This window comes from Gibbsiella greigii, from assembly GCF_039540155.1.
Lineage (GTDB): Bacteria > Pseudomonadota > Gammaproteobacteria > Enterobacterales > Enterobacteriaceae > Gibbsiella > Gibbsiella quercinecans.
In genome coordinates this window covers 78,768-104,406 of record NZ_BAABEM010000009.1, presented here as the reverse complement: position 1 = coordinate 104,406, position 25,639 = coordinate 78,768, and the positions used below count along the sequence as shown (strand labels likewise).

The 25,639-nt window shown below is 48.0% G+C and carries 19 protein-coding genes and 2 pseudogenes; 18 read left to right on the top strand and 3 right to left on the bottom strand.

Going from position 1 to position 25,639, the window contains the following annotated elements:
* Positions 1-1,199, top strand: a 1,199-nt coding sequence (locus tag AC559G_RS10365; RefSeq protein WP_498912504.1) for an IS3 family transposase, incomplete at its 5' end; no start/stop codon positions are given.
* Between the two features lie 88 nt (positions 1,200-1,287).
* Here the strand turns inward: AC559G_RS10365 and ltrA are convergent.
* A complete protein-coding gene (ltrA, locus tag AC559G_RS10360) occupies positions 1,288-2,586 on the bottom strand; it encodes a group II intron reverse transcriptase/maturase (RefSeq protein WP_498912503.1) in 1,299 nt (432 codons plus the stop codon).
* A 663-nt stretch (positions 2,587-3,249) separates the two neighbouring features.
* Here ltrA and AC559G_RS10355 point away from each other — a divergent pair.
* The 5 genes and pseudogenes from AC559G_RS10355 (at position 3,250) to dosP (ending at position 11,000) form a co-directional block, all read left to right on the top strand.
* Positions 3,250-4,845: a GNAT family N-acetyltransferase gene (locus AC559G_RS10355; RefSeq protein ID WP_498912502.1), complete on the top strand. Its 1,596-nt coding sequence runs from the start codon at positions 3,250-3,252 to the stop codon at positions 4,843-4,845.
* Positions 4,835-6,073 (top strand): MFS transporter, encoded by a 1,239-nt coding sequence (locus AC559G_RS10350; protein WP_498912501.1) that lies wholly within the window; start codon positions 4,835-4,837, stop codon positions 6,071-6,073. The genes AC559G_RS10355 and AC559G_RS10350 overlap by 11 nt, the downstream gene beginning before the upstream one ends.
* A gap of 560 nt (positions 6,074-6,633) precedes the next feature.
* A pseudogene (locus AC559G_RS10345) lies at positions 6,634-7,838 on the top strand (IS3 family transposase).
* A 116-nt stretch (positions 7,839-7,954) separates the two neighbouring features.
* On the top strand, positions 7,955-8,341 hold the full coding sequence (locus AC559G_RS10340) for a hypothetical protein (protein ID WP_498912500.1): 387 nt from the start codon (positions 7,955-7,957) through the stop codon (positions 8,339-8,341).
* A 55-nt stretch (positions 8,342-8,396) separates the two neighbouring features.
* Positions 8,397-11,000, top strand: coding sequence for an oxygen-sensing cyclic-di-GMP phosphodiesterase DosP (dosP, locus tag AC559G_RS10335; RefSeq protein WP_498912499.1), 2,604 nt, complete (start codon positions 8,397-8,399; stop codon positions 10,998-11,000).
* 347 nt (positions 11,001-11,347) lie between these two features.
* On the opposite strand, the pseudogene AC559G_RS10330 reads toward dosP, so the two are convergent.
* Both AC559G_RS10330 and AC559G_RS10325 read right to left on the bottom strand, forming a co-directional pair.
* Positions 11,348-12,584 (bottom strand): annotated as a pseudogene (locus AC559G_RS10330) (IS110 family RNA-guided transposase).
* Between the two features lie 329 nt (positions 12,585-12,913).
* A complete protein-coding gene (locus tag AC559G_RS10325; protein WP_498912498.1) occupies positions 12,914-13,981 on the bottom strand; it encodes a hypothetical protein in 1,068 nt (355 codons plus the stop codon).
* A 1,010-nt stretch (positions 13,982-14,991) separates the two neighbouring features.
* Between AC559G_RS10325 and AC559G_RS10320 the strand changes: the two genes are divergently transcribed.
* From AC559G_RS10320 to AC559G_RS10265, 12 genes are all read left to right on the top strand, one after another.
* Positions 14,992-15,894, top strand: coding sequence for an integrase domain-containing protein (locus AC559G_RS10320; protein WP_498912497.1), 903 nt, complete (start codon positions 14,992-14,994; stop codon positions 15,892-15,894).
* Between the two features lie 638 nt (positions 15,895-16,532).
* Positions 16,533-16,883 carry a hypothetical protein gene (locus AC559G_RS10315; RefSeq protein WP_498912496.1) on the top strand — a complete coding sequence of 117 codons (351 nt, stop codon included), beginning with the start codon at positions 16,533-16,535 and terminating at the stop codon, positions 16,881-16,883.
* A 101-nt stretch (positions 16,884-16,984) separates the two neighbouring features.
* Positions 16,985-17,626 carry a hypothetical protein gene (locus AC559G_RS10310; protein WP_498912495.1) on the top strand — a complete coding sequence of 214 codons (642 nt, stop codon included), beginning with the start codon at positions 16,985-16,987 and terminating at the stop codon, positions 17,624-17,626.
* Between the two features lie 74 nt (positions 17,627-17,700).
* A complete protein-coding gene (locus tag AC559G_RS10305; RefSeq protein WP_498912494.1) occupies positions 17,701-18,300 on the top strand; it encodes a DUF3085 domain-containing protein in 600 nt (199 codons plus the stop codon).
* 70 nt (positions 18,301-18,370) lie between these two features.
* Entirely contained in the window at positions 18,371-19,381 is a 1,011-nt protein-coding gene (locus AC559G_RS10300) for an ArdC family protein (protein ID WP_498912493.1), read from the top strand.
* A gap of 13 nt (positions 19,382-19,394) precedes the next feature.
* Positions 19,395-19,667: a TA system toxin CbtA family protein gene (locus AC559G_RS10295; protein ID WP_498912508.1), complete on the top strand. Its 273-nt coding sequence runs from the start codon at positions 19,395-19,397 to the stop codon at positions 19,665-19,667.
* 118 nt (positions 19,668-19,785) lie between these two features.
* Positions 19,786-20,709, top strand: a complete 924-nt coding sequence (locus tag AC559G_RS10290; protein WP_498912492.1) for a DUF1281 domain-containing protein — start codon at positions 19,786-19,788, stop codon at positions 20,707-20,709.
* 120 nt (positions 20,710-20,829) lie between these two features.
* Positions 20,830-21,498, top strand: a complete 669-nt coding sequence (locus tag AC559G_RS10285; RefSeq protein ID WP_498912491.1) for a DNA methyltransferase family protein — start codon at positions 20,830-20,832, stop codon at positions 21,496-21,498.
* Positions 21,499-21,914: 416 nt separating this feature from the next.
* Positions 21,915-22,625 carry an FAD-dependent oxidoreductase gene (locus AC559G_RS10280; RefSeq protein WP_498912490.1) on the top strand — a complete coding sequence of 237 codons (711 nt, stop codon included), beginning with the start codon at positions 21,915-21,917 and terminating at the stop codon, positions 22,623-22,625.
* Between the two features lie 12 nt (positions 22,626-22,637).
* A complete protein-coding gene (locus AC559G_RS10275) occupies positions 22,638-24,089 on the top strand; it encodes a 4-hydroxyphenylacetate 3-hydroxylase family protein (RefSeq protein ID WP_498912489.1) in 1,452 nt (483 codons plus the stop codon).
* The gene (locus tag AC559G_RS10270; RefSeq protein ID WP_498912488.1) at positions 24,058-24,435 is read left to right on the top strand and encodes an NUDIX hydrolase; all 378 of its coding nucleotides are present in this window, start codon (positions 24,058-24,060) and stop codon (positions 24,433-24,435) included. The genes AC559G_RS10275 and AC559G_RS10270 overlap by 32 nt, the downstream gene beginning before the upstream one ends.
* Entirely contained in the window at positions 24,425-25,630 is a 1,206-nt protein-coding gene (locus AC559G_RS10265) for a M24 family metallopeptidase (protein WP_498912487.1), read from the top strand. The genes AC559G_RS10270 and AC559G_RS10265 overlap by 11 nt, the downstream gene beginning before the upstream one ends.
* The last annotated feature ends 9 nt before the right edge of the window (positions 25,631-25,639 follow it).

Here is a 25,639-nt window from a genome sequence, read left to right as displayed (position 1 = left end):
AGCTCAACATTTTTCATGATGGCCTCTCCAGAAAGAAAAACACCCTGCCAGCGTACCGCCTACAGGGTGGGGGTGACCATCTCATTAGCCCTGGCGGAGGCGGCAGCGATACTGGTGCTGCGAAAGCGGTTGCAGGACTATTACGGGGAAACGGACGGGGACGACTGACGCCGGTCCCGGAACGGGCGGCGTTAAGTGGTTATGTTCGCGAAGCCATGACGAATGGCGCGCGACTGTCCGTTGCTCTGCGAGAAATCAACCTGAGTGAACGCACCTGGCGGCGATGGCACAAGAGCGCGGAAGACAAGCGTCCGGGGGCAATAAGGCCAGTAGCGGGCAACGGCTTAACGGCAGAGGAAGAGCAGCAGATACTGGCGGTGTGTCATCAGCCAGCGTATGCCAGCCTGCCGCCGTCGCAAATCGTGCCGCGACTGGCGGATGAGGGAATTTATCTGGCCAGCGAATCCACATTTTACCGGGTGCTGCGGCGGCATGGCGAAGCGCATCGCCGGGGTCGGCAACGGGCGGCACGGAAAGTCACCCCGGCAACGACCTGGCAAGCCAGCGGCTCGAATCAGGTGTGGACATGGGACATCACATGGATACCGTCGACCGTGAAGGGACGCTGGTTTTACCTGTATCTGGTGGAAGACCTCTTCAGCCGAAAAATAGTGGGATATGAAGTGTATGAAACAGAAAGTGGCGAACAGGCAGCAGCCCTGATAGAGCGCACGGTACGTCGGGAAGGATGCTGGCAATGTCCACCGGTACTGCATGCAGACAATGGCGCGGCGATGAAGTCACAGACGTTGCAAATGAAGCTTTTTGAGTTGGCAATAACCCCGTCTCACAGCCGGCCAAGGGTCAGTAACGATAACGCGTATGTGGAATCGTTGTTCAGGACGCTGAAATATGTACCGGACTGGCCGTCATCAGGGTTCATAACGCTGGAAGAAGCGCGGAACTGGGTGGAGAGATTTACCCGGTGGTATAACGCGGAACACCGGCACAGCGGTATCCGGTATGTAACGCCGGCGCAGCGACACCGGGGTGAAGACAGAGAGATACTGCGGAGGCGCGATGAAGTATACCGGTCGGCCCGTTCTGTCCATCCGGAACGCTGGTCTGGCAAGACGAGAAACTGGCAGCCGATAGGCGAGGTCATGCTGAATCCAGAGCGAGAAAAACAGGCAGCCTAAATCAACCGGGGGTCGAGTAGCCCAAGGGAACCTCCCCCTCAGGCTCTCACAGAACCGTACGTGAATCTCTCGATTCATACGGCTCTTCTTATCCAACTGCCTTTGTATAGATAAATGCCCAGTGCGCAAACAATTTAGGATGCTGTCCTCTTATCTGTTTGAGCCAGTTCCATGAACGTCGTTTGTGTCCGCGCAACCGTTTGTATTTGTTACGGGCCCATCGCCCCAGATGCAGATCTATTCTGACCAAGGCTCGGGACAATATTTCTGGGTAAAATTTTCCGTAATACGTTATCCACCCCCGCACCCGGGAATTGATCCGTTTCGCCAATTGGCCTAGATCCATCCCGGTTGCCCTGGCGATTTTCATACCTCGTAATACTTCACCCATCCGTTTGAGCGCTTTCCTGCTGATTCCCGGGTTGAATCCGCTAAACAACTTCCTCTGCCGATCCTGTACGGTCCGGGCATGGAAGCTGAATCCCAGAAAATCAAATCGGGTATGCTCGGCATGGCCGGTACGACGTCCATCTTTGCAATACACCAGCCGCGTCTTTTCTGGATGAAGTTGCAACCGACAGGCGGTCAATCTCGCCTGTAAGGCTTCGAGCAACGCTTTTCCTTCAGATTCGGTGCGGCAATGGCAGACAATATCATCGGCATAACGCTCGAACGGCACCTGTGGAAAATGTTTATTCATCCAGCTATCAAACGCATAATGCAAGTAGAGGTTGGCTAATAACGGTGAGATTACCCCACCTTGTGGCGTTCCACGATCGCGTGACTGACATTGCCCGTCAGCCACTCTCACCGGGCACGCCAGCCACCGTCTGATATACAGTCGTATCCAGCTTTCGGGGATATGCTTTTCAACGGCGCGCATCATCAAATCATGGTCGAGCGTATCAAAGAACGCTTTCATATCCATATCCAGCACCCAGTCGTATCGCCAACAATGCCGTCGTGCCTGCTCCACTGCGTGGTGAGCACTTCGTTGTGGACGATATCCAAATGAGCTGGGATGGAAAAGCTGTTCCAACCTCGCTTCCACTAACAACTTGACCGTCATTTGCGCCACCCGATCGCCTACGGTAGGGATCCCCAGAGGCCTGAACTCGCCGGCTCCTTTGGGGATCAATACCTGACGAACCGGCGATGGCATATAACTCCCCGAACTCATCCGGTTCCATAACTTATACAAATTGGGCCCCAGCCGTTCCCCGAAGGCGGTGATGCTTTCCTTGTCAACGCCCGGCGCGTCTTTGTTGGCCGCCACACATTTCCACGCTTCCCACAGGGCTCGTTTGGGTATATCAAAGGGTTTTGCCGTCCGGCAAGGATCATCCTGATGCACAGTTGTCCTCACTTTTCCGCTGGATAAGGTCATGCCTTCGCTCCGGCACCATTACAGTACTTTCCTCACTACTACGCATGACTCCGTCTCTGTATTCCGCATCGGTACTCAGATCCTCCGCAGGTTCGCTGCTTGAATCGCTCCCTTGGCATCGGAATGACAGATTCTCCTGTTCCGTATCTGTGCCTGAATGATCGTCACGCCACCTCCGTGCCGGATACCGCCAGACCCGCACTTCAGGTATCGGTCTGACTTATCCCAAAGCGTTGACAAGACCCTGGTTCTGATATCGGTTGCAATTATCGACATGTCTTCAGTGGTTCACTTGCGTTCGTCTCAATCATTCTTACCTAACGGAGTCTTGCTCCGCCTTTTCCCATGGCGCTCACCACACACGCTCTTTACGTATGCAGCCCAGGGTGGTTTGGGATCACCGCCTGATCGGCGAACCCGAGGGGCCTACCCTCATCACAAATACAGCATGGTAAAACTTCATCCGGAAGATCTACCTTCAGGACACACTGCCAACTATCTTGACACTTACCGCGGCCGTTAAAAGAGAGCCTCGATGTGAATATTAGCAATCTTACCGCATTTTAAAATATTGCATATTCTTAACAATTTATCTTTCTTTCAACAAAACTGTCACATTGGTATAAGGGTGACTCATTAAGTGATTACGGAAGGAGTCATGGCATGAGTATTAACCATAAGGGCACATTATTAATTGATTCAAAAGATATTATTTTAAGGAAATTTACAAAAGATGATTCTGGTAATGTCTACAAAAATTGGGCATCAGATCCTGAAGTAACAAGATATCTTACCTGGAAAGCCCATGAAAATATTAATGATACTTATGACATAGTCAGTGGATGGGTTGAAAATTACAATAGTAAAGAATTCTATCTCTGGGCAGTAGAGCTTCGTAGTTCTGGAGAGGTTGTGGGCTCAGTCACCTTGAGTCATGTCGATAATTTCAGAGAAAGCGCCGAACTCGGTATCGCGTTATCACAAAAATTCTGGAGAACAGGCGTAGGAACGCGAGCGGTCGGACTTGTCATAAGTCATGCTTTTAATGTGCTTAATTTTAAACGCATCTCTGCAAATCATCAGCCAGATAATCGCGCATCCGAAAAACTGCTTCGTAAACTCGGTTTCAAACTTGAAGGTGTTGCCCACGGTTATACAAAAAACAAAGATGGTGAACTAACGGATGTTGTCCAGTATGGATTGCTAAAAGAGACAATGGTAAAAGAAACGAGCCGTTTTAAAACAGATCAAACCTGGAAAGATACTCGCAACCATTATCTAAAAGTGCTTGGTAAACCATGGTATCAATTGTTGGCTGAGCTTCAGAATACGCTTTCTTTTGCTACTTTTGACTTTTATAATCTGCGAAAAATAAAAACTCTTCACCTACCTATAACAACTGGATCTATCTCCAGCCCGATGGGCAAAGGCAGTGATTCACTTCCTGTTAAAGTAAAAATGTTTGAACAGGATGTTTATCTCGCTGACTCAATGCAATTTATGCTTGAATACGGTACAAGATTATTTGGCAATGGTGCATGGTACATTATGCCATCTTTCCGGGGTGAAGATAACGATAAGCGTCACCTGTCTCAGTTTTATCATAGTGAGGCTGAAATACCGGGTACGATAAATGATGTGATAGTACTTGTAGAAGATTATCTTGTTCATCTAGCCCGGCATATATTGCTTCGACATGGTGTCTTATTAAATGAAAAGTTAGGTGACATCTCTCATTTGATTTCTCTCGCTGAGAAGAATAGGCCTTTCATACGAATAACATTAGATGAAGCAGATGACCTCCTTAAAGAGCTATCCCCGGATAATTACCATAGCTACATTGAAGACGTGGGTGAATTCAGGAATTTAACTCATGCGGGTGAACGACGTCTTATACAACATTTTGGTGGGTTTGTCTGGGTAACTAATTATGACATTCTTAGCGTCCCATTCTATCAATGCAGGGATCCGAAAAAGCCGCATTCTGCATTGAATGCAGATTTATTATTTGGTATTGGCGAGGTGGTGGGAGCTGGTGAGCGTCATAATGATGGAGCCGGAGTGATAAAAGCACTCGAAGAGCATCAGGTCGCAGCAGATGATTATGAGTGGTACATCAGAATGAAAGAGGAATATCCTTTAAGAACGGCAGGTTTTGGTATGGGGATTGAAAGATTTTTAATGTGGGTAACCAGAGAAAACGACATTCAGGATTTCCAGTTGCTTCCACGCGTTAATGGTGAAAATATTGTACCTTGAATCAACGCTAACGCTACCCGAAGGTAGCGTTAGTTTTTCTCATTATGAAGGGAGGGGAATTGTGCTTAAAAGCAGTGCAGCCGTCAGATTCACTGGCATAATGTACTCCGGCGTAAGGATGCTGATTGGCGCGTATTCTGTAATATACATGCTCCAGAATGGTCTTTCCGTTAGTCAGGTAGGTCTGCTCAAGACTTTTCAGGGAATCATTATCGTCTTTTTGGATATACCCCTTTCTTATTTTTCTGACAGCTATAGCAGAAAGTTTTCAATCAGCGTCAGTATACTTTTTTCTTCTGCATGGTTGCTTACTATGGGAGTGGCAGATAATTTTTGGGTTTTCATGCTGGCCGAACTCTTCAACGCCTTATCTTTGGGAATGATGAGTGGTACATTCGATAGTTACCTTTATGATCATAGTAAAAATGAGAACAATCATATATCTTCTCAAAAGATATTCTCATTATATTATAAATATCAGTTTATGTTTATGGGGATTACGTCTCTTATAGGAGCGACTGCTTACTTCTACATAGGAAAACTGTCTATATTTATATCATCATTTTTAATGTTTATAGTTTTCTTAATGTCCGTCTTATTACCCTCTGATCGAGAGTTTAAGAGCGAAAACAACTCAAGGCTTTTTTCCTTCACTATGTTGGGGAACGGTATCAAGCAGGTTTTCGCAGGCCGCACAGGTTGGTTAATTTTATTCACTGTTATTATATCTTCATTCTTCCTTCAGTCCCTCATTCAATACTGGCAGGTTATAGCGGGAAGAGTTCTGCCGGAAGACGGGCAGTCGATAATCTTAGGTGTCATTTTCTTTTTTATTATGCTTGCGCAGTCCGCAACAGGCTTTGTCACTGAGACTCTACCTTCTAATTATAATGCTAGATTCCATTTTTTATTCTTCCTAGCGGTTATAATTTCATCAATATCTTCTGTGTGTTTTAGTAATATATATGTGTCAGCGTTTTATCTCTGCATCATATTCTTTTATATCAATTTTGTTCAAATCATTTCTTATACTCAGATGGTATCACATACAGAAAAAAGTCTGCGTTCTGTTACATTGTCTACTATAGCCACAGTAAACAAGATAGTGATGTTTGTCATGATTGCACCATTTGGTTTCTTACTGCAGATGTACGATTGGTTATTTATAATTCCTGCTTTCTTAATAATTACTCCTCTATTTTTCTTATATTTCAGAGGTAGTAGATGAGGATTGCCTGTCTCTTTAATAAATCGTTTTTTCTATCCTGTAGATAGGAGGAAATCTGGACACAGATGAAAGTGACCTGCTCACCGTTGATTAGTAAACCTAACCCCCGGAAACCACGCCCTGTACGTCGCTCTGCACCTTCCAGCCCCCTCACCGGGGCTGCCAGCCTACTACAGGCTCATAAAAGTCAGTGCTCAGAGAGCAAAAAACCCGCTCAGGGCGGGTTCTTTGCTCTGTAGCCCGTGATGCTTAGCGGGCACCCGGCGTACAGCGTGATGATATTCTCTTTTGGCGAGTTAACTATACGTCGAATGAGCCGTATGATCAAACCTGTATTCAATCCGTCCTGTTCCCGGCCATTTCCCATAGAGCAAAACGCCCGGTGCCATCTCCGGCTGTAACGGGCGCCGGTTTCAGCGGGGTGCCACTGGCGAAACGGCTAGGCTTCAGACTCCGAGTAGTGGAATCGTAGATTAGCCCCATAGATCACCAGACACTTCGCCTCTCTTAAAATAAGAGGTAGTCTTGGAACTATGTTTAACACCAGTCAGAATAATAAGATGGTTGAAGTGTTATCAGGACCTGAGCGGCGTCGGCGTCGTACACCGCAGGAAAAAATTGCCATTATTCAGCAGACTATGGAACCCGGTATGACCGTGTCTCATGTCGCGCGCCTGCATGGCATCAATGCAAACCAGATATTCAAATGGCGCAAGCAATATGAAGACGGTTCGCTGACGGCTGTTGCATCGGGCGAGGAAGTGGTGCCGGCCTCCGAGCTCGCTGCCGCCAATAAGCAAATCCGCGAACTCCAGCGCCTTCTGGGCAAAAAGACGATGGAAGCCGAGATCCTTAAAGAGGCCGTGGAGTTCGGTCGGGCAAAAAAATGGATTGCGCATGCGCCCTTGTTGCCCGGGGACGACGACTAACCGACGTCTGCCGGAGTATTGGTGTGTCGCGTGCGCAACTGAGCATCAGGGTTCACCGGCCATCTGACTGGCAGGATCACAGACGGCAGCCCCGTACTGACGATACCACCGTATTGTCCCGGATAAACATGGCGGTGGCTGACCTGCCGACGTAGGGTTATCGCCGTGTGTGGGCGCTGCTGCGACGGGAGTCAGAGCGGGACGGCCTGCCTGTGGTTAATGCGAAGCGGGTGTATCGCATTATGAGAACACATAATTTGCTTCTTGAACGTAAACCCGCTGATCCTTGCCGTAAGCAGGCCCATAAGGGGCGCGTAGCAGTAGCGGAAAGTAACCGGCGCTGGTGCTCAGATGGCTTTGAGTTCCGCTGTGATAATGGCGAAAAGCTGCGGGTGACCTTCGCGCAGGACTGCTGCGACAGGGAGATCATTGACTGGGCAGCGAGCACCGGAGGCTATGACAAAGAAACGGTGCAGGATGTCATGCTGGGTGCGGTGGAAAAACGCTTCGGAAGGCAGTTGCCAACAGAGTCGCTGGAGTGGCTGACGGATAACGGTTCAGCCTACAGGGCTCATGAAACGCGGGCGTTCGCCCGGTTGCTGGGACTGGAGCCTTGCACGACAGCAGTGCGAAGCCCGGAAAGCAACGGCATAGCAGAAAGCTTCGTGAAGACGATAAAACGGGACTACATCAGCATCATGCCGAAACCGGACAGCCAGGCAGCGGTGATGAATCTGGCGGTGGCGTTCAGTCATTACAACGAACATCATCCGCATAGTGCACTGGGATATCGCTCACCACGGGAATATATACGCAGGAAGTTATCGCAACCGTAAGAGAGCAAAAACGTCTGGATATATAGGGTCAAATCCAAATCGGCAGATGAAGTCTCTCAGAAAGAGTGTTTTAATAAGCACCGTTAAACATTCATATGTATAACGGAGATAGCAGTATGATTGAGAGGATTTATGACGGAATGAGTATATTTACTGCGCTGGTATTGTCAGGAATTATATGGATAACATGCATTGCGGCGGCATGGTATTATCATTTTAGCGATGCGCGACGTTATTCGTGGCAAAGCGGTTCTCTGGCAGACGTTTTAGATCTGATACCTCAGTGGGTAATGAACTCCGTTCTTGTTGCCTGGTTTGTAGCAGGCTCGTTCCCGATATTGAACTACGTGGCAGAAAAAGAGCAGTTCGGCAGTATTGTAGGCCGCTCCCGTGAATTGAGCATCTTCGATGATCGCCCTTGGTACGGCGTTGGTGGTTATCAGATTCTGGCAATAGTGGCTATCATGGTTGCAGGCTACCTTATTCATCGCTTCCGGGATTGAATCAGCACACCGGGAGCGTTTCCAATTCAGGATAAACCGTCTGGCCTTGGCAGAAATGAAGAATATCACTATTGGTATCGGGGAAACTTTAATATCGGCACTGGAGCAGGCGTTTTTTGCATGCGTGCTGATCGACGATAACGACCGCATCCGGTTTTTCAACCAGGCCGCCGAGAAATTGTGGGGATTTTCGTGCGAAGAAGTGCTGGGGCACTCCGTAGAACTGCTGATACCGCCGGTGATATTTTCCGATCATGACGACGACATTCGCCGGAACCGCGAGAGCGCGGCGTCAACCGTTATTGGCAAAAGCCAACGCCTTCAACTTCAACGCAAAGATGGGCAGCCACTGTGGGCTAGTTTTACCCTACTGAGGCTTGATGTTGGTTTGCGTCCGCACTATCTGGCACTCGCAAGAGACGTCACCGAAGAGGTCGATCAGGCTCAACAACTGCTATTGCAATTCAAGGTCTTCCATTCGGCACATCAGCCCATGGCGATACTGAATGCAGACAGACATATAACCCAGGCCAATCATGCCTTTGCCAAGCTGTTCGGCTACGAGGTTGAAGAGATGATTGGGCACGAGCCGGCCAGCCTGTTCTCCGCCGAGGAACTGACGCCAGAAGAATTTGCAAACCATCAGGCTTTTCCCTGGGGACAAGAACCTGTCCTGCATGAGGCAAAAGCACGCACTAAAAACGGGCGCTCTCTTTGGATCCGCATTTTCAGTTCCCCCATCGACGACACCGATGGCCCATTCCGGGGTTACTCACTTGATGTAGTGCACGACATTACGGAGGCCAGGCGCCTACGCGATCTGGAACGCGACGTCCTGCAATCAATGGCCAGCGATTTATCATTTTCCGAGCAGGGAAAGTTTCTTTGCCGCAGGTTGCGCGAGATTGTACCGGACATCCTCGTCTCGATTATACGTGTCGATGATGAGCGCAGATTGAGACTGTGGGCGGCGGATGGTTTACCCACTGACTATCTCCACAAAATAGAAGGGCTGATACTTGGCCCGAATGTTGGTAGTTGTGGTTCTGCTGTCTCGCGGGGGCTACCCACGATTTGCTGCGATATCGAGCACGATCCACACTGGAAAGACTATGCCGATCTGGCGCTGCGCCATGGTTTGAGAGCCAGTTGGTCGTTCCCGATCAAGCTGCGCAACGGCGTGGTAGCGGGTGCCCTGGCTTTCTACTCCAGGGCGCCCAACGAACCAAGCGCCTATCATCTCCGTATCGTCGAATCATGTACCCACTTGTGCATGTTAGCCATCGAACGCGAAGTGGATCGGATGCGCATGGATCGCCTGACCCACTTCGATCGTTTGACTGGACTACCGAACCAGGAGCGCCTCAGACGGTGCATCGACGAATTGCTGGTAAAGCGTTCGACAACCAGCCTCGCCGTGCTCTCGCTGGGGCTGGATGGTTTCCGGGAGCTCAATGAGGGCCTGGGGTATGCCGTGGGCGACCAGGTGCTGCTGAAAGTCGCAACACGGCTTCAGGCGCATCTGGACAGCCTGGCTTTTGTCAGCCGCACCGGAGGTGACATTTTTGTGGTTGTCGTGCCCAATCAGGATGTCGATTCCACAATACAACTGATCAAACTGCTGCAGGAAAAACTGGGCGAGCCGTTTGACGCTGCGGGCTATCCGGTGCATATCACCGCCAGCGTGGGGATTTCTCTCTATCCGCGGGACAGCGGTGACCGAACGACCCTGCTGGAGGATGCGCATAAGGCGATGCATGAAGCCAAGGCGTCAGGCAGGGGCAATCACTACTTCTTCAGCCCAGAGTTGAATGTTCTTGCCCGCGACCGGTTCCTGTTGGGGACGGCCCTGCACAGGGCTATCGTCGAAAACAGATTGCATTTGGTCTATCAGCCACAGGTGCGCCTCAGCGACCAACAACTTTATGGCGTTGAAGCGCTCGCGCGCTGGTCTGATCCGGAACTGGGCGCGATACCGCCGGAGCGTTTCATCAAGCTGGCCGAAGAAATCGGCAAGATCGAAGCGCTGGGACGCTGGGTGCTGCGACAGGCATGCTGTCAGATGGCTGCCTGGCAAGCGCAAAACCTCCCCATTCCGGTGGTTTCCGTCAACCTGTCGCCACTGAGCTTCCGTGCCCCGGGGCTGGCAGACTATGTGGCGGCGCTGTTGCAGGAATACTCGCTGGAAGGAAAGAGCCTGACGGTGGAAATTACCGAAAGCGCATCGATGGCGTTGACCGACGACATGCTACAAGTCGTCCGCGCATTGCGTGCGTTGGGCGTCGGATTGGCCGTGGATGATTTCGGAACAGGCTATTCGAGCCTGTCCAACCTCGCCCATCTGCCCGTCACCGAAGTTAAGATCGACCGCAGCTTCATCAGTCAACTCCAGGAGGATGAACGCCTCAAGTCTATTGTGGTTGCCGTGATCGGCATGGGAAATAGCCTTCGCCTGAACGTTATTGCGGAAGGGGTAGAAACCGCCGAGCAATGCGATCTGCTGCAGCACCATCAATGCCCGGTCATTCAGGGCTACTTTTTTTCCCACCCCTTAGCCCCGCAGGAACTACATCAGTGGCTCGAACACCGTTCGGATGAGGGTTGCCAACACTCACTTAAAGGCGATGGCGGAATGGAGACACCGAAGAAAGCAACATGAATACTTTTAGCAACACATACTGAACTTAACACGTTAGCTGCTAAGCCAGACGCCTTAAAGCGACGATTATGCTAATTTAATCCGCAGCCCCGGTGAGGGGGCTGGAAATATAGGGTCAAATCCACTCTGCTTCTACAATCTCTCCCGCCATTGGTTTCTCTCTATTCGATTTATCGTCTACCATGCTTTTTACCCAGAAGTATACTGCCCTACGTTTACCATAAGGTATAAACCTGTAAGTATCCGCCCCAAACGGAACCATTCTCTTGTAGGTAGTATCCAGCAGACGGTTTAGGTAAATTCAAAACCAACTTCCGCTTCACGCCCTGAGACATTCGACAAGCTTTTTATGGCTTCAGTAAGGACGAGTGTCGCGCTTCAAGAGTCAGCAAATACCTCGCTTCGTCGTATTGGGTTCTGGTCTTCCAGCAGCGGTAAATGATCCTTATCCATTTGAATGCCAGAGCCCGGATGGCTGATTGATGCGATTTCCCTTTTTCTCGCTGACCCTGGTAATAAAGTCTAGCCCAGTATGATGAGTTAACCGTCTTGGCAGCCCATTCAACAAAGGTCTGCCTGACGAACTTCGCACACTGCCATCTCCAGTGAACCCAGGATTTCTGGCCACTTCGTTCTGTCACAGGTGCAATACCTGCGTAGTTTTGAATTTCTTCAGCGCTGTTAAACCGGTCACGGTTATCACCAAGTGCAGCAAGCATACGTGGGCCCATACACGGCCCCATGCCCGGAAGCGATTTGAACAGACCTGCATCTGGCAATGTGTCAAACAGCGTTTCGATTCGTTCGTCATAGGTTTTGATGATTTCACTCACGACTTTAATTTGTGTCGCCAGTGCTGTTGCCATCAAAGCATTAGCCTCTATAACACTCGGGTCTGTCGTCAATGGGATCGCGTTATCAATACTCACCACACGCTGCTCGGTAATGGCCATTGCGCGGCCACCTTTGGCATTGAGAAAGTTGCGGATCGTCTCGCGCCTGGCTCGTTTCAGTTGTTGCAGACTGGGCCACCGTATAATCAGTTCACACAACAGTAAGCTACTCCGATGTGAGAACCACTCCAGTGGCTGAGGATAATACTGTTTAAGCGTGTTGATTATCCGGTTCACAAAGCGTCGTTTATCTTCAACCAGCTGACGACGTTGCTCAACCAGTTGCTGGAGTAACCGGATATCCGCATTGTCGGATTCAATAGCTTTTATCTTCTGGGGGTAACGCAGCATTAACTCTAATGCCAGCTCGGCATCCTGCGGATCATCTTTAGCGCCGCTGGGCGAGAAGGCTGAACGAGCCAGGGACAAAGCGTGGACGGGGGAAAACGGTGATAAAGGGATATTTTTTGAAAAGCATATACCACGGGGCCCTTCTTCAGTTCGAGAGCTATTGCGATTTTGCCTTTTACCTTCTGGTGTAACTCAGTAAGCCAGACATCAAGCGCTTCTGCAGTATGTTCAATCACATGGAACACGCGTTCACCGTTTTTGAACTGAACGCAGACATCGTGTTTTTATCTGCCCAGTCCAGACCAACATGTGCAGCAAACTGATTAGTCGCAGTCATCACCAACTCCTTTTCACCGGGGATTGGTATGCATTCCACGCTCTTCGAAAGAAATATAGCCAGCAGTTTATCTGCATGCCCTGAGTATTCGTTAGCGAACGTGGAGCACCTACTGGTTCGAAAGAAAAGCGGCGATCATCACATGATTCTCGCTCAATATTCGTAACCAGTAAGCGCATACCCTGAATCACTTCAAAGTGTAATTCTCAGGGTGCGAATGACTATACCTCGCTCAAATCAGTCTGTCAGATTTGATTGTATTCTATCTACGAAATCTGTCAGAGCGAGTCTGAACTGATACATATAAACGGCACGGCATCGTGCCCTTTATATTAGATATCACCATACATTATTTTCATTGAGCTTATGATGTTGCTTGTTTTTTCATCACTGACAGTCTTTATAAACTTCTTCTTAAATTCGGAATAAAGATCGGTTTTATATAACAACCTGAAAGAGTCAATATCAATTATTCCCTGCTCGGATAAAGTATTGGGTGGCCATACGGTTACCATATCTGACTCATTGCCAGAACTCCTGAAACCGTCTAATTCATCACGAGTGATCAACCTCAGAAGTGCTAGTACTTTTTCTACTGAGTAGGGCTTGATAAAATGCTCACCTTCGATAAGAAAGAATACTGAGGCAGATTCATTATGATGAAAATCATTACCATGACATACGATTGAAAAGGTTAGCTCTGAAACACTAAAATTAATTCTATGTGATGGTAGTGTTTGTGATAATTCTTTAATTACTCTGGATTTGTTATTCCTTGTGCTCACGCCACGGGTAATTACAGGAAATAATTTTTGTAGTCTTTCTTTGGTAAATATTAAATCAATAGTTTCTTTAGGATATTGTGTAAGGTTAAATGCGCCGCTTTGTAATGGTCTCATGAGGTATTCAGCATAGGCACCATCAATGCATTTGTTTGTTGCTTCCTTGATGTTTTTAATGCTGGCATCTAAATCATTATTCGATAGGTCAAGGCAACGAAATACATAATGTTCATCATACGGAATGTTATTACTTATTGATGCGCGAACAAGCTCCGTCGTTATGTCGATGATGATCTTCACATAGTCATTATTAACGGCATGACTATGTGAAAGATAAGCCGCATGGCAATAATGAAGCATGAATTTTATTTCAGAGAAACTCAAACGGGTAGCTTGTGTTTGTATGGTACTAAATAGTTTAATGTAAATGTTTGAAAGTCCACTTTCAGGATTTTCCATTAATTCATAGTAATGTTTTTTTTCGAAGTCTTCGTTATCAAGACTAGCTTCAAGAACACTCTGCACGTGCTCAGTGAGCGATTTATTTTTTGACTCCGCCCTTGCTCTGAGACTATTCATTAATCGCTCAGGGAATCGGAATGATGAGGGGACTTTCATCTCTATTTCCTTCTGTATTTCGTTTTTTATTTGTAGTGTAATACACTGTAATCGTGAGATGAGTGTTAGTCAAGAGATTGACGGATTTTGGTCGGATCGTTTACCCTATCCGCGTTGTACCGTCGTCCCTGGACGACCATCCAATGCCTCAGCTCTCTGTGAGAGGCGCCTTCGGGTGAGTGCCATCCAATGTTTCAGCGGTCTGTGAGAAACGCCTTCGGGTGATCGCAAAATCCTCCTAGCCTGGAAGAGGATGCCCAAGTGGCGGTACCTCCGTTTACCCTTTGAGAACGGAGATCACGACAGTGATGAAGGTTCATTAATGACTAATCTGTTCCCGTTCAGGGACAGTCTCTCACACCATAAACGTATGTATTTACGTCTCTAAGCAGAGAAGCCCGTCACGACGCGTTTCACTGTTTCAACGCCTTGATTACTTTATTTTTTATGACGTCTCGCTGACGAGGCAACCTTTGAACGAACGTATAAAGCCAATGGGTAATTTGGCTGCTTACGTGAGTCTCATTGGGAGCAGAGGAGCGCGCGTCACTTGTGAAGTGGCGAAGACACTACCAAGTGACGCGCGCAGCGCACAACGTCTCAACCCACGCACGACGTGGTTTTCAACGTTTTAGTACCATCTGACCAACACGTAGTCCGTGTCAGTACGGTCTTAAACTTACATTCACTTCAACGTAACTACGACGGAACTAACCGTTTTGAACGTTTCATTATCTATTAGGAGGAAATCGACTCGGTATCGATGGCGACACTATGAACAGTAGTGTTGGAGGCAGCTTGACGAATGTCAGCTCTGCATAAGCAGCAAACAGGTCAGAGACCTGAGGTGCCTCGCAAGAACTCAACATTTCGCCGCCCCGATGCACAGATGCCAGTCGAGACGCAGGAAGCGCAAAAGTAACCGTGCCGTCGGGGTTGAAAATGTGGAATACAGATCTGCCTGCTTTTGCGAAAGTTGGGGGATGTGTGTTTCCTATGGAGATATTGCGATGTCCAGATTCAGTAAACAACTCGGCAAACAGCTTGTCACACTCGCCCGCCAGGGACGGGGGAGTTTTAAAACTGTCGCTGACCGCTCCAGAATTGCCGACCGTTTTTCTGAGCGCCTGGCGAAGTTAAATATTCAGATCAGGGATGTAAAACACATTAAGACGTCTCATATCGAGAAATATATTCATAGCCGTCAGGCTGAGAATATATCGCTTCGCACGTTGCAAAATGAAATGTCAGCGGTACGTTCAATCATGACTGCAGCAGGTAGAAATAAATTAGCCGACCCAAATCATGAAAAACTGAGTAACCAGGCGTTGGGTATTTCAGGTGCTAACCGTGATGGAACAAAAGCACCAATAACGGATGCGAAATTAGCAGCAGTCATAAACCACTCATTAAAAAAAGATGAGGGTGTAGCGCTGGCAGTTCAATTGTCTCGTTATTTAGGTTTGAGAACCGAAGAAACCGTTCAGTCGGCAAAATCGTTAAAAACGTGGAAGCAGGCTTTGATTAATGGGAATGAACGTGTGCGGGTAGTTTTCGGAACAAAAGGTGGACGTCCACGGGAAACAACCGTTTATAATCGAGAGAAAGTCTTATCAATTTTAGATGCAGCAATAAAGCACTGTGGTGAAAACAACGGGAAGTTGATTGACAAGCCATCTTTACATACTGCAATTGAACGTTACCGAAACATCGTTCGTGAGGCGGGAATGGTCGGTAAAGATGCGCCTCATAGTTTACGTTACGCTTATTCACGTGATGCTGTTAGTTTTCATATTGAAAATGGGATGAGTCAGGATGAAGCTGAAGCATTAGTCTCGATGGACTTAGGACACGGAGATGGTCGTGGTCGGTATATAAAACAGGTGTATTTAAAAGATGGACTGGATGAATGACAGTTTACAAACTGGACATGTTTATGTTCGTTATGACGATAAACCTGATTTACCGTCAGTATATACGGATTGAAGGTGTTTATCGCAAGGTAGTTATCGGTATTCCATCAGTGGGAGACTAGCCGCAACTGCAGCCCGCTCCAGAGGTTACTAACGTATTTTTAAACCTTTCGCCGCAGCTCACTCAGGGCTGCGGCTTATAATTTTTTCAACTTGTCGATAAATAGGCTTGACACCTCGGATTGAGTATTCAAAAATAAAATTTCTTACTTGTTGTCTTCGGACAACCAGCCAATGCTTCAGCACTCTGAGAGAGGCGCCTTCGGGTGAGTGCCAACCAATGTTTCATGTGACCTGTGAGAAACGCCTTCGGGTGGTCACAATATCCTCGTAGCCTGGAAGAGGATGCCCATGTGGCGGTAACTCCGTTTACCCTTTGAGAACGGAGATCACTTAACGGTGATGAAGGTTCATTACAGCCTCAGCGACCTACCAGCAGTTTTTTAACTCTGCTTATGCCTTTCTGATTTAACTGACTAACCCATCGGATCACACCTGTTTGGTGATGGGTTGGCTCACCCATCGGGAAATACCTTCCCGGTGGGGCCGGTGTTTCCCGTTCTTATAGGAGAAGCACCATGTATACCTTTTCACCACGTTATTTACGTCCAACTTCTCGCTTTACCGAGAAATTGCGCTCATTCTGGTGCCGAATAAACCCGGCACAGGAAGGCGTAATGGAAAGTGAGTGGAAACATACCGCTACGGGAGATCTGAGCTTTAGAGCCAGAGCTTTTCCACTGCCGTCAGGTGGCTGGGGCGCGTCAATAATCTCTCGTTCCGGATTCCATCCTGAGATGTACAGTTTTTCTAATCGGCCATTAACAGCAGGAACTGCTGCAGCCGTTTTTCATACTCAAAGGGAGGCCATGGAGGCGGCAATGGTTCTGGCCGAACATCTGGCTTCGCTTCGTTACCGTTATCATTAAAGCGTTCGTCTTTTTGTAGCGACTGACCCTGACGGGGATTTATTCCCGTCCGGGGGATAGATCCCCCTCTTTATTCATTATTTACGGAAGAGGATTTATCTATGTCTCAACATTCATCTGCCCCGGAATCAACGCCGGTTATTTACACTATTGAACAAGTGAACACCGTACCACTTGCAGACTGGCATGCGTATGTACTGGCGGTGACGGAGGCTTTCTGGCAACTGCCTGAAATATTGCGTCCTACCTCGCAGGATAAACAGTTCGCCACCATATCACGGTCTTCTGAGCTGTTTCCTGAGCCCTCAATGCTGGCATTTTGCGGTGAAAAATCACGACCGGCCTGTCTAACGATCGAGCGCGTGCGTAGCCGCAATGTGCTGACCATTCAGGAACTGGATTTTCAGCAGCAACCCTGCGATTTTTTTGCACGCGTAGTGATGGTGCTACTGCACAATCTCTGCCCTGGTCATTTCAGGGTGCATTCTACCGCAGGATCCAGTAGCTGGAGGCTTCCTCAACGCTGGGCCGAGTGTCATTTAAATATGACGCTGACAACGCCACAACAACCTACGTCACAACCTCCGTCGTTTGAGGTGGATACCCGAGTCGTAGGTTCTGTGACCTGGCTTATGCTGACATTACTGACGGAGTCGCAACGCGGCTTGAGTCGGAGAGAGTGGAAACTTATCGCTGAAATCGAAATGAGTCTGTATCAGCCAGGTAATATCGCAGCCGACTGATATTCATTGTTTATCTATCCCGGAGGGAGCTTCCCTCCGAGGGGGCTGTCTCCGCAAATCATGAGGAGCAGCATATGTTACGTTTTTATGGACCCGGACTGAAATCTGTTATGGCCGAATCCATTTCTACGGATAAACCCGTTGTGCTGGTTAAGAACAACGGTGTTTATCTGATGGTTGAAGCGGGAGAAGTCGCTGATGATGGCAGTTTGAAGCATCTGGTGTACGCCGAAGGATGCAATCCCGCATCTGATCCCCAATGGCAGGCAATGTCACAGATACTTGTCGGTAAAGATAGTTTTACTGAAAAAATCTTCCTGACAGACGGCCAGCGCTGGGACATGATCAATAAATCCCAGCAACTGGTGATTGTACCGGAAGATACTGCTCTGAAAGTGTTCACCGGAAATCCGGATTATGTCCCCGTTGCGGAATACCGCAACCTGACCGACAGAATGAACACCATGACCATTGCTCATTTTAATGCCTGCGTTGGCCCGAAAGAGTTGATGAACTGGCGTGAAATGGCATACAGGTTGTTCTGGAAATGCCGGACCGTTCACTGTAAGCGAGCCAATAATAGCGACCACTATCAGTTCATCATGGCTGTAAACCATCTGCATCGTCGTGCGCAGTGCGTGTCGCCAACCGGCGCGCTACTCATTACGCACTGATAAACCTGTCCCCTGGGGCGTATTCTTCGCCACCTGGGGAGGAATGCGCCTTTTTTATGAGGAGCACTCCATGAAAAAAACATCGCGTCAGTTCACGCAATCTCGTGGCGACCGTCCGGATCTGTATCAGCAGGTGACGGACAAAATCATTGTGGCCATAGAGAATGGAACTTTGCCCTGGCGTAAGCCATGGCGAACCAATCAGCCCCGTATTTCTCCGAATGCCGCCATGCCGTGCAACGGCACGACCGGTTATCTCTACAGCGGCGTCAATGTATTGCTGTTATGGATAGCTGCAGCGGAGAACGGCTATGAGGCTAATCGCTGGTTAACCTACACACAGGCGCAAGCCGTTGGCGGTCATGTACGCGCAGGCGAGAGCGCGACACTGGCCGTGGTATTCAAACCCTGGGATAAACAGGTGGAGGATACCGACGGTAAGCCGCAACTGGACGACGACGGGAACCCGCTGAAAATGCGAATACCCATGCTGAAACCCCTGTATCTGTTTAACGTCGCCCAGTGTGATGACCTCCCGGATAGCGTTGTCGGCGAACCGCCGGAAGATGCCCCGGAACAGGATGTCACACGGGTTGATGAGAAAATTCAGGAACAGGTTAATACGATGGTTGAAGCCTGTGGCGTTCAATTTGACCGGATTTACCAGGACAAAGCGTTTTACTCACCGGGCCGCGACCTGATTGTTTTGCCGCAGGTTCAGCAGTTTCGAACCGAGGCGGACTACTGGTCAACGTTGCTGCATGAACTGGTACACAGTACCGGTCATGCCAAACGGCTTAATCGTGAGGGGATCACCTTAACTTCGTGCCGGTTCGGCGATCCGCTTTATGCGTTTGAAGAACTGGTGGCCGAGCTGGGCAGCGCTTTTTTATGTGCGCAGTTGGGGATCTTCGGTCATGTCCAGCACGACAGTTACCTTGAGTCCTGGCTTAAGGTGCTGCATGAGGATAAACGTGCGATTTTTCGTGCCAGCAAACAGGCAAGGGAGGCATCCAATTTTCTGTTAACGCCTCTGGCTGAAGCAGAAATGGGGACGACTGAATCCACGGTGGCGGCATGAGAGAGGCATCATGATGAATCATGAACAACAAGTCTGGCAGTCCACTGCCGGCACTCTGCTGGCTAAATACTTTGGCCTGATGTTAAACGATACCGAACTGTGTGAAGAGGATTGCGTTATTGCTTTGCAGGAGGCCGGTATACGGCCGTTTGAGGCAATCAACACCCTGGTGGACAAGTACCACCTGGAACGCATTGATGGCACTGGCTATCAACCATTATCACCGTACATCCGTGAAGTCGACGAGTTGAAGATTTTACTGGATGCGGAAGAGGAATGCAGCTAACAAAAAGGCAGGCGTAATTAGCCTGACCGTCATGATTTAACACCTGACCCATAGGGGGGAGACATTCCCCCTATGGGGGAAACTCCCTCTTTTTCTTGTAAAAAAGAGGAGAAATACCATGTCGAACTGGTGCAACAATCGTTTGATTATCACTGGACAATCCGTGTTTGTGGATGAGATCCAAAAATGGGCCAATGGTCATGTGGTACCTGACTATCGTCATGCCATTTTGCAGAGCTGCCGCCTGTTTTTAGCTGGTTGCGCCGGCATATTGAAGCCGGCGACGGTAAAACCCGGTATCTATGTGCCCTATCCCGGATTACTGTCGCACCCTGGCGTGGCATCGCCACAGAATATGGCCTTTGAACAGTGGTTTGGTTTACTGAAAGCGGATGTACCGTTAACGACAGAGAACATTCGGCTGATTGAACGTCTCTATCGCCAATCAGGCATTGATGCGGTGAAGTGGGAGAATATCCCGGCTATGGCGCAGGAGCGTATTGCGGATGTGCTCATCCGTCTGTATGCGGACTGGTTTGGTATCGTCGGGGTCGGCCCCGTCATTGATGCCGGCAGTTGTTGGGAGCGCCTGGGCATGATGCCTGAGTATACCGCTCCATGCGATATGCTGTTGCTGATACCGACACGTTTGGCCACTGAACTAAATGGATCAGGGGATCTGTTGCGGGACGTGCCAACCACGGCCGGACTATATGCCCGCCAGTACGGGGTCGAATGGCCATGCGGGCACAACGTCGGCTGCGCCCGGGACGGTATCAACACGCTAACGGTGCACTTTGACTCTCCATGGTATCCGCCTGCAGGCGAGGTCATCGGCGTTCTATCGGAGCAATTCAGCTGTCAGGTTGAACACGCCTGGTTTATGCCGGACTCGGAACATAGTGGCTATGATCGTTATGACCGGGGCCAGCATGTTGACGGCGGACGAATAACGCCAGAATCCCCTGAAGGTGATGTCGTGTACCTGACCTATGCAGACAAGGATTCTGTGCCGCTTTCAACAAACGCAGCAGCCAGTTAATCGCTGACTGTTCGATTTAATTAATCACTGGCCACCGCTGACAACGGTGGCTTTTTTTACCCGTTGGGGAACATTGTTTCCCTGACGGGATACGTGTTCCCTTTTTTATGGGGAGCACGCATGAACGGCGTTATTGACCATGAAAAGGCTTTTGTTTCTCTTTTTAACCAGACTGCGCGATACCATAAGCGTCACAAAGTATTCGAAGATTTTGTCAGCTGTAGCGTAATTGCGCTGGAGAACCGTCTTTGCTTCAGCCAAAAGCGGGAGGACAAACATATGCGAATAATTAGTGGGTATGAAAAAACGGATGTGGGGCGCTTGGCGCAGCTGCTTGCCCACGTGGTTAATGGACTGCAGGTAAGGTTCTGCGATTTTCTTGGCAGGGTGTTTATGCAGTTGGAACTGGGTGATAAATATCGTGCTCAGTTTTTTACGCCATGGGAAATTCCGTTGATGATGGCTAAAGTGCAGTTGGGTGACGTGAATAAGGTCTTTAACCAGCGGCCTTTTATCACGCTCTTCGAACCTGCATGTGGCGCGGGTTGTATGGTATTGGCCTATGCCGATGTGCTTAACCACGCAGGTTTTGCTTCACGCCGTCATCTGTGGGTTTCCGCGACGGACGTAGACCCACTGGCGGCTGGCATGGCCTATATACAGTTGTCGCTGTGCGGCGTAGCCAGCGAAGTCGTGATTGGGAATAGCCTTCACAATGAACATCGGCGGACCCTCAACACGCCCGGGCATGACCTAGGGAGTTGGATATGTAGTGCTGAAGTCAACTAATCGGATTGATTATATATTCTCTTGGCTGTGTAAACCTCGTTGGGCAGCTCTTTTCTGAGGATGCTCAAGGTATGGCTATGGTAGCCGAAGCTTTGGATCCTCAGTTCCTGTAGTTACGTGAGTTGCCCCGTTACATGTTCAAATCCAGGATTATCATCACTCGGCATTTCCGATGTATTGGAATTTTACACACCGTAAAAATGTGATTTACATCACATTTTATTTGAATTTAATAATCATTTGCAAAATAAAAGTGTGACTCAATACCCATTTCAAGGCGGGATGGTTTGAACGTTTTCCAAATTTTGAGAATCATAAGAAAAGTTAAAGGTTTTTTGGGCTGGCTGAGTATTTTTTGAAGCCACTCATCAAAGAACAGATTGCCAATCCGTATAAAATCATTGGATTTCAATGCTATGCAAAAAACAGATGAGTGTGTTATGACAAAGGCTTCTAGTGTCAAGGCCGAAGAAATAAACAGTCATACTTATATTGTCAGAATTACCGTTCCCGGTTTTACTTACCTGCCTGGGCAGTACATTAAAGTAAGTAGCGGTAACGGGCTGGAAAGATATTTTTCTATATCGTCTTGGAACAACCCCGTCAACTGTGATGAATCAGATGTAGTGGAAATTTTAATCAAATTTAGCGAGTTTTTGTCAGCATCACACAGAATTATCTTAGATATTATTTCTGGCAAAGAGATATTTATTTCACAACCGCGGGGGCTGGCTTACTGGCGACAGTCGAGCTATGGAAACGTCCTTATAGCTTGTGATTCAGGTTACGGATATGTAAGAGGAATTATAAAATACATAGCTGATAACCACGATAAGCAGCCGACAATGTTAATATCAATAACCGAGAACGGATATGTTTGCTTCGATGCTCAATATCTTAATGACCTGAGTCGTCGGAACAGTAATTTTCGCTTCATATCAATTGATGAGGCTTATTCTAAGCGGGGAGGGGTATTTATAAGGAAAGTCATTCAGAATATCAATGAGTCACATTTTTCCAGGTCAAACTTTTATATAGGTAGCGGTAATAATTTCTTTCAATTGTTTAAAAATGAACTCGATAGCCTAGGTGTTAATAACACTAGGATTATCTCAGATAATAACTAATAGGACTGAATCATGCTAAAAGAAGATTATCTCCGCAGGCTTAAAAGGCCTCGGCAGGTATATGTTGATTCCAAGCTGGTAACTGATGTTTCCGACGAACCCACCTTTCAGGGGGCAATAAATAGTATTGCGCAGTATTACCATCTTCAGGAAACACAGCCAGATATTTTTACATATCAGGAAAATGGCTCGGAATTTCATATTAGCACGCTTGCACCGGAAAACTCTGAAGATTTAAAGAGGAAAAGAGAAAGCTATAAAGCCGTCGCTGATCTGTCCTTTGGCATGCTTGGCCGGACACCTGATTTTATCAACTGCGCCCTTGCGGCTATGGCTAGAAATGCGCATATCCTTGGTTCAGGTCAGTTTGCAGATTTTTCAGATAATGCAGTGCGGTATTATGAAAAATGCCGCCGTAACCATCTTTTTATTGGCCATGGTGCAATAAATCCGCAGATTGACCGGGGGGTTCCGCTGGGCGCGCAGGAAAACAGATACTGTGGGGTGCGTGTCGTTTCATCAGATGAAGAAGGGATAATCGTTTCCGGTGCCAAGATGATCGTCACCCTAGCTCCCATTGCAGATGAGCTTCTGGTCTTTAATATGCCAGGGTTAGTGCCTGGGGATGAGGATTTTGCGATCGCCTTTGCCGTACCTGTTACGGCAGCGGGCATAAAACTTATATGTCGTAAGCCGCTCCAGCACACTAGCTATAGCTTATTTGACCATCCAGTTGCTAATTTATTCGATGAGTCAGATGCTTACATGATCTTTGATGACGTATTCATTCCCTGGAGTGATGTTTTTGTTTTCCGGGATGTTGATAAGTCCAACGCTTTTTATGATAAAACTCGCATCCGTAATCATAATGGACATCAGGGGATTGTCCGTGGCCTTTCTAAGGCTGAGTTGCTAACTGGCGTAGCAATTGAGCTGGCCGATAAAATGGGCCTCACTGGTTTTCTCAACGTCAGGGAACAACTGGGTGAAATGACTTCCTGCCTTGAACTTGTCCGCGGTGCCATACTTCTAGCAGAGCAAGATGCGATTTGCGAGAATGGATTGCTTAACCCTAGTATTCATGCGATCCAGGCTGTCCGATATCATTTCCCCAAATGGTATCAACGTATGGTAAATATCATCCAGTCGCTTTCAGCAGGTTCTATGCTGGCAGTACCACATCATGGTGATTTTGAAAACGAGAACTCATCAGTTATTAACGAATCTCTCCGGAAAACATCGCTTAATGCCAGTGACAGATGTTTCTTATTAAATCTTGCATGGGATCTGAGTGGAGACGGTTTTGGACAGAGACAGATGGTTTATGAAAAATATCATGCAGGTGATCCTATTCGGATTGCAGCTATGCATTATGCTAATTACCCAAAAAACCAAATATTTAATCATTTGAATAATATAAAAAGGATTTATCGTGATTCACTGTGCGAGCCTAGCATATATTGAGAGCGGAAAGGTATTGCTCGTACGGGTAAGGGAAAATACGTTATGGTATTTTCCTGGAGGGAAAGTAGCAGTAGGCGAAACCCCCAGTACCGCTCTCATAAGAGAACTCTCAGAAGAGCTAAATATTAATGTTAAACCAGCTGACATTCGTTTTCTTACCGAGATTACAGGGCCTAATCACGACGGAAGTGATACTGTCAGACTATATATTTATACATTGGATGAGTTGCCGCCATGTAGACCAGGAAGTGAAGTCAGAGAAATACGATGGTTTACTCTTTTAGATGAAAATCTTATGGCACCAGCCGTAATAAAAACACTTAAGGCTCTTAATAATGGCTTATAACCAGAATCAAGTTGAATTACTGTTCGAACGGGAAAATATTGATGTAATAATTGGATCAACCAAAGAAAATTGCCTGTATTTTTCAGGTTTCTCTCCTGTTGTGAAAACGCTCAATCCTTACTATGGGCAATGCTACGTATTGCTACACCGCAAGGATCCAAGCGCTGTCAGTGTTGCGCATTCCATTGGTGAGATTGATCAGATTCTGGATACGGATGTCCCTGTTCGGCATATTGAGACTTACGGCAGATTTTATCGTGAATATGGTGGAACTGCTGGTCTAACGCAGGAAGAGAACAGATTGAAGGAGTACAGTTGTGTCGACTCCTCCAATAGCTCGCCTTCTGAAGCAGTCACACAACTCATCAAAAAGCTAGACCGAAAAGAAGCTGTTCGCCGCATCGGCTATGATGAAGATGGAATGCCGGCACAGACACTGCAAGACTTACAACGGGCTTTTCCTGAATCGGTATGGGTTGGTATTTCTGCGGCAATCCGTCAGGCTAGACGCCATAAAACAGACATGGAAGTGGATATGCTTACCCGGTCTGCGCGGATTAATGAGGCCGCAGTACATGAGGCTATTCGCAGGGTTAAGCCGGGAACAAGTGAGGCGGAGATAGCAGGCTGGTTTAATCAGGCGCTGGTGAGATATGGTGCTTTTCCTTCGTTAACAATGATAAAAGCGGGTCGTGCGGCAGTAGGCGGACAGCGCCGGCAGAATGCCGGCATTATCCTTGCGCCCGGGGATCTGCTCTGGTTTGATTCTGACGCTGTCTATCAGGGGTTCTGGTCAGACATAGCTCGAGTATATGCCGTTGAAAAAGTCAGCCCTGTAATACAAAAGCGTTATAGTGCGCTCAAGAATGGCATGCTGGCAGCTTTCTCCTTTATCCGCCCGGGCCGTACCGGTAAACAAGTGTTTGAACATGTCATGGATGCGGTACACCGTTCCGGTTTTCCTGAATACCGTCGTCATCATGTCGGTCATGCCATAGGTCTCGAACCTTATGAATTCCCCATACTCGGCCCTTCAGACCAAAATATTATTGAAGAAGGCATGGTTCTGTCTGTTGAAACGCCCTATTACGAGTTTGGAGTAGGCGCACTACATATCGAAGATCCACTTTTCGTCGGTTCTTCCGGTAATCGGTTTTTAACTTCCCAACCCGTCCCCGACTTGAAAATTCTATAAAGGAATAAA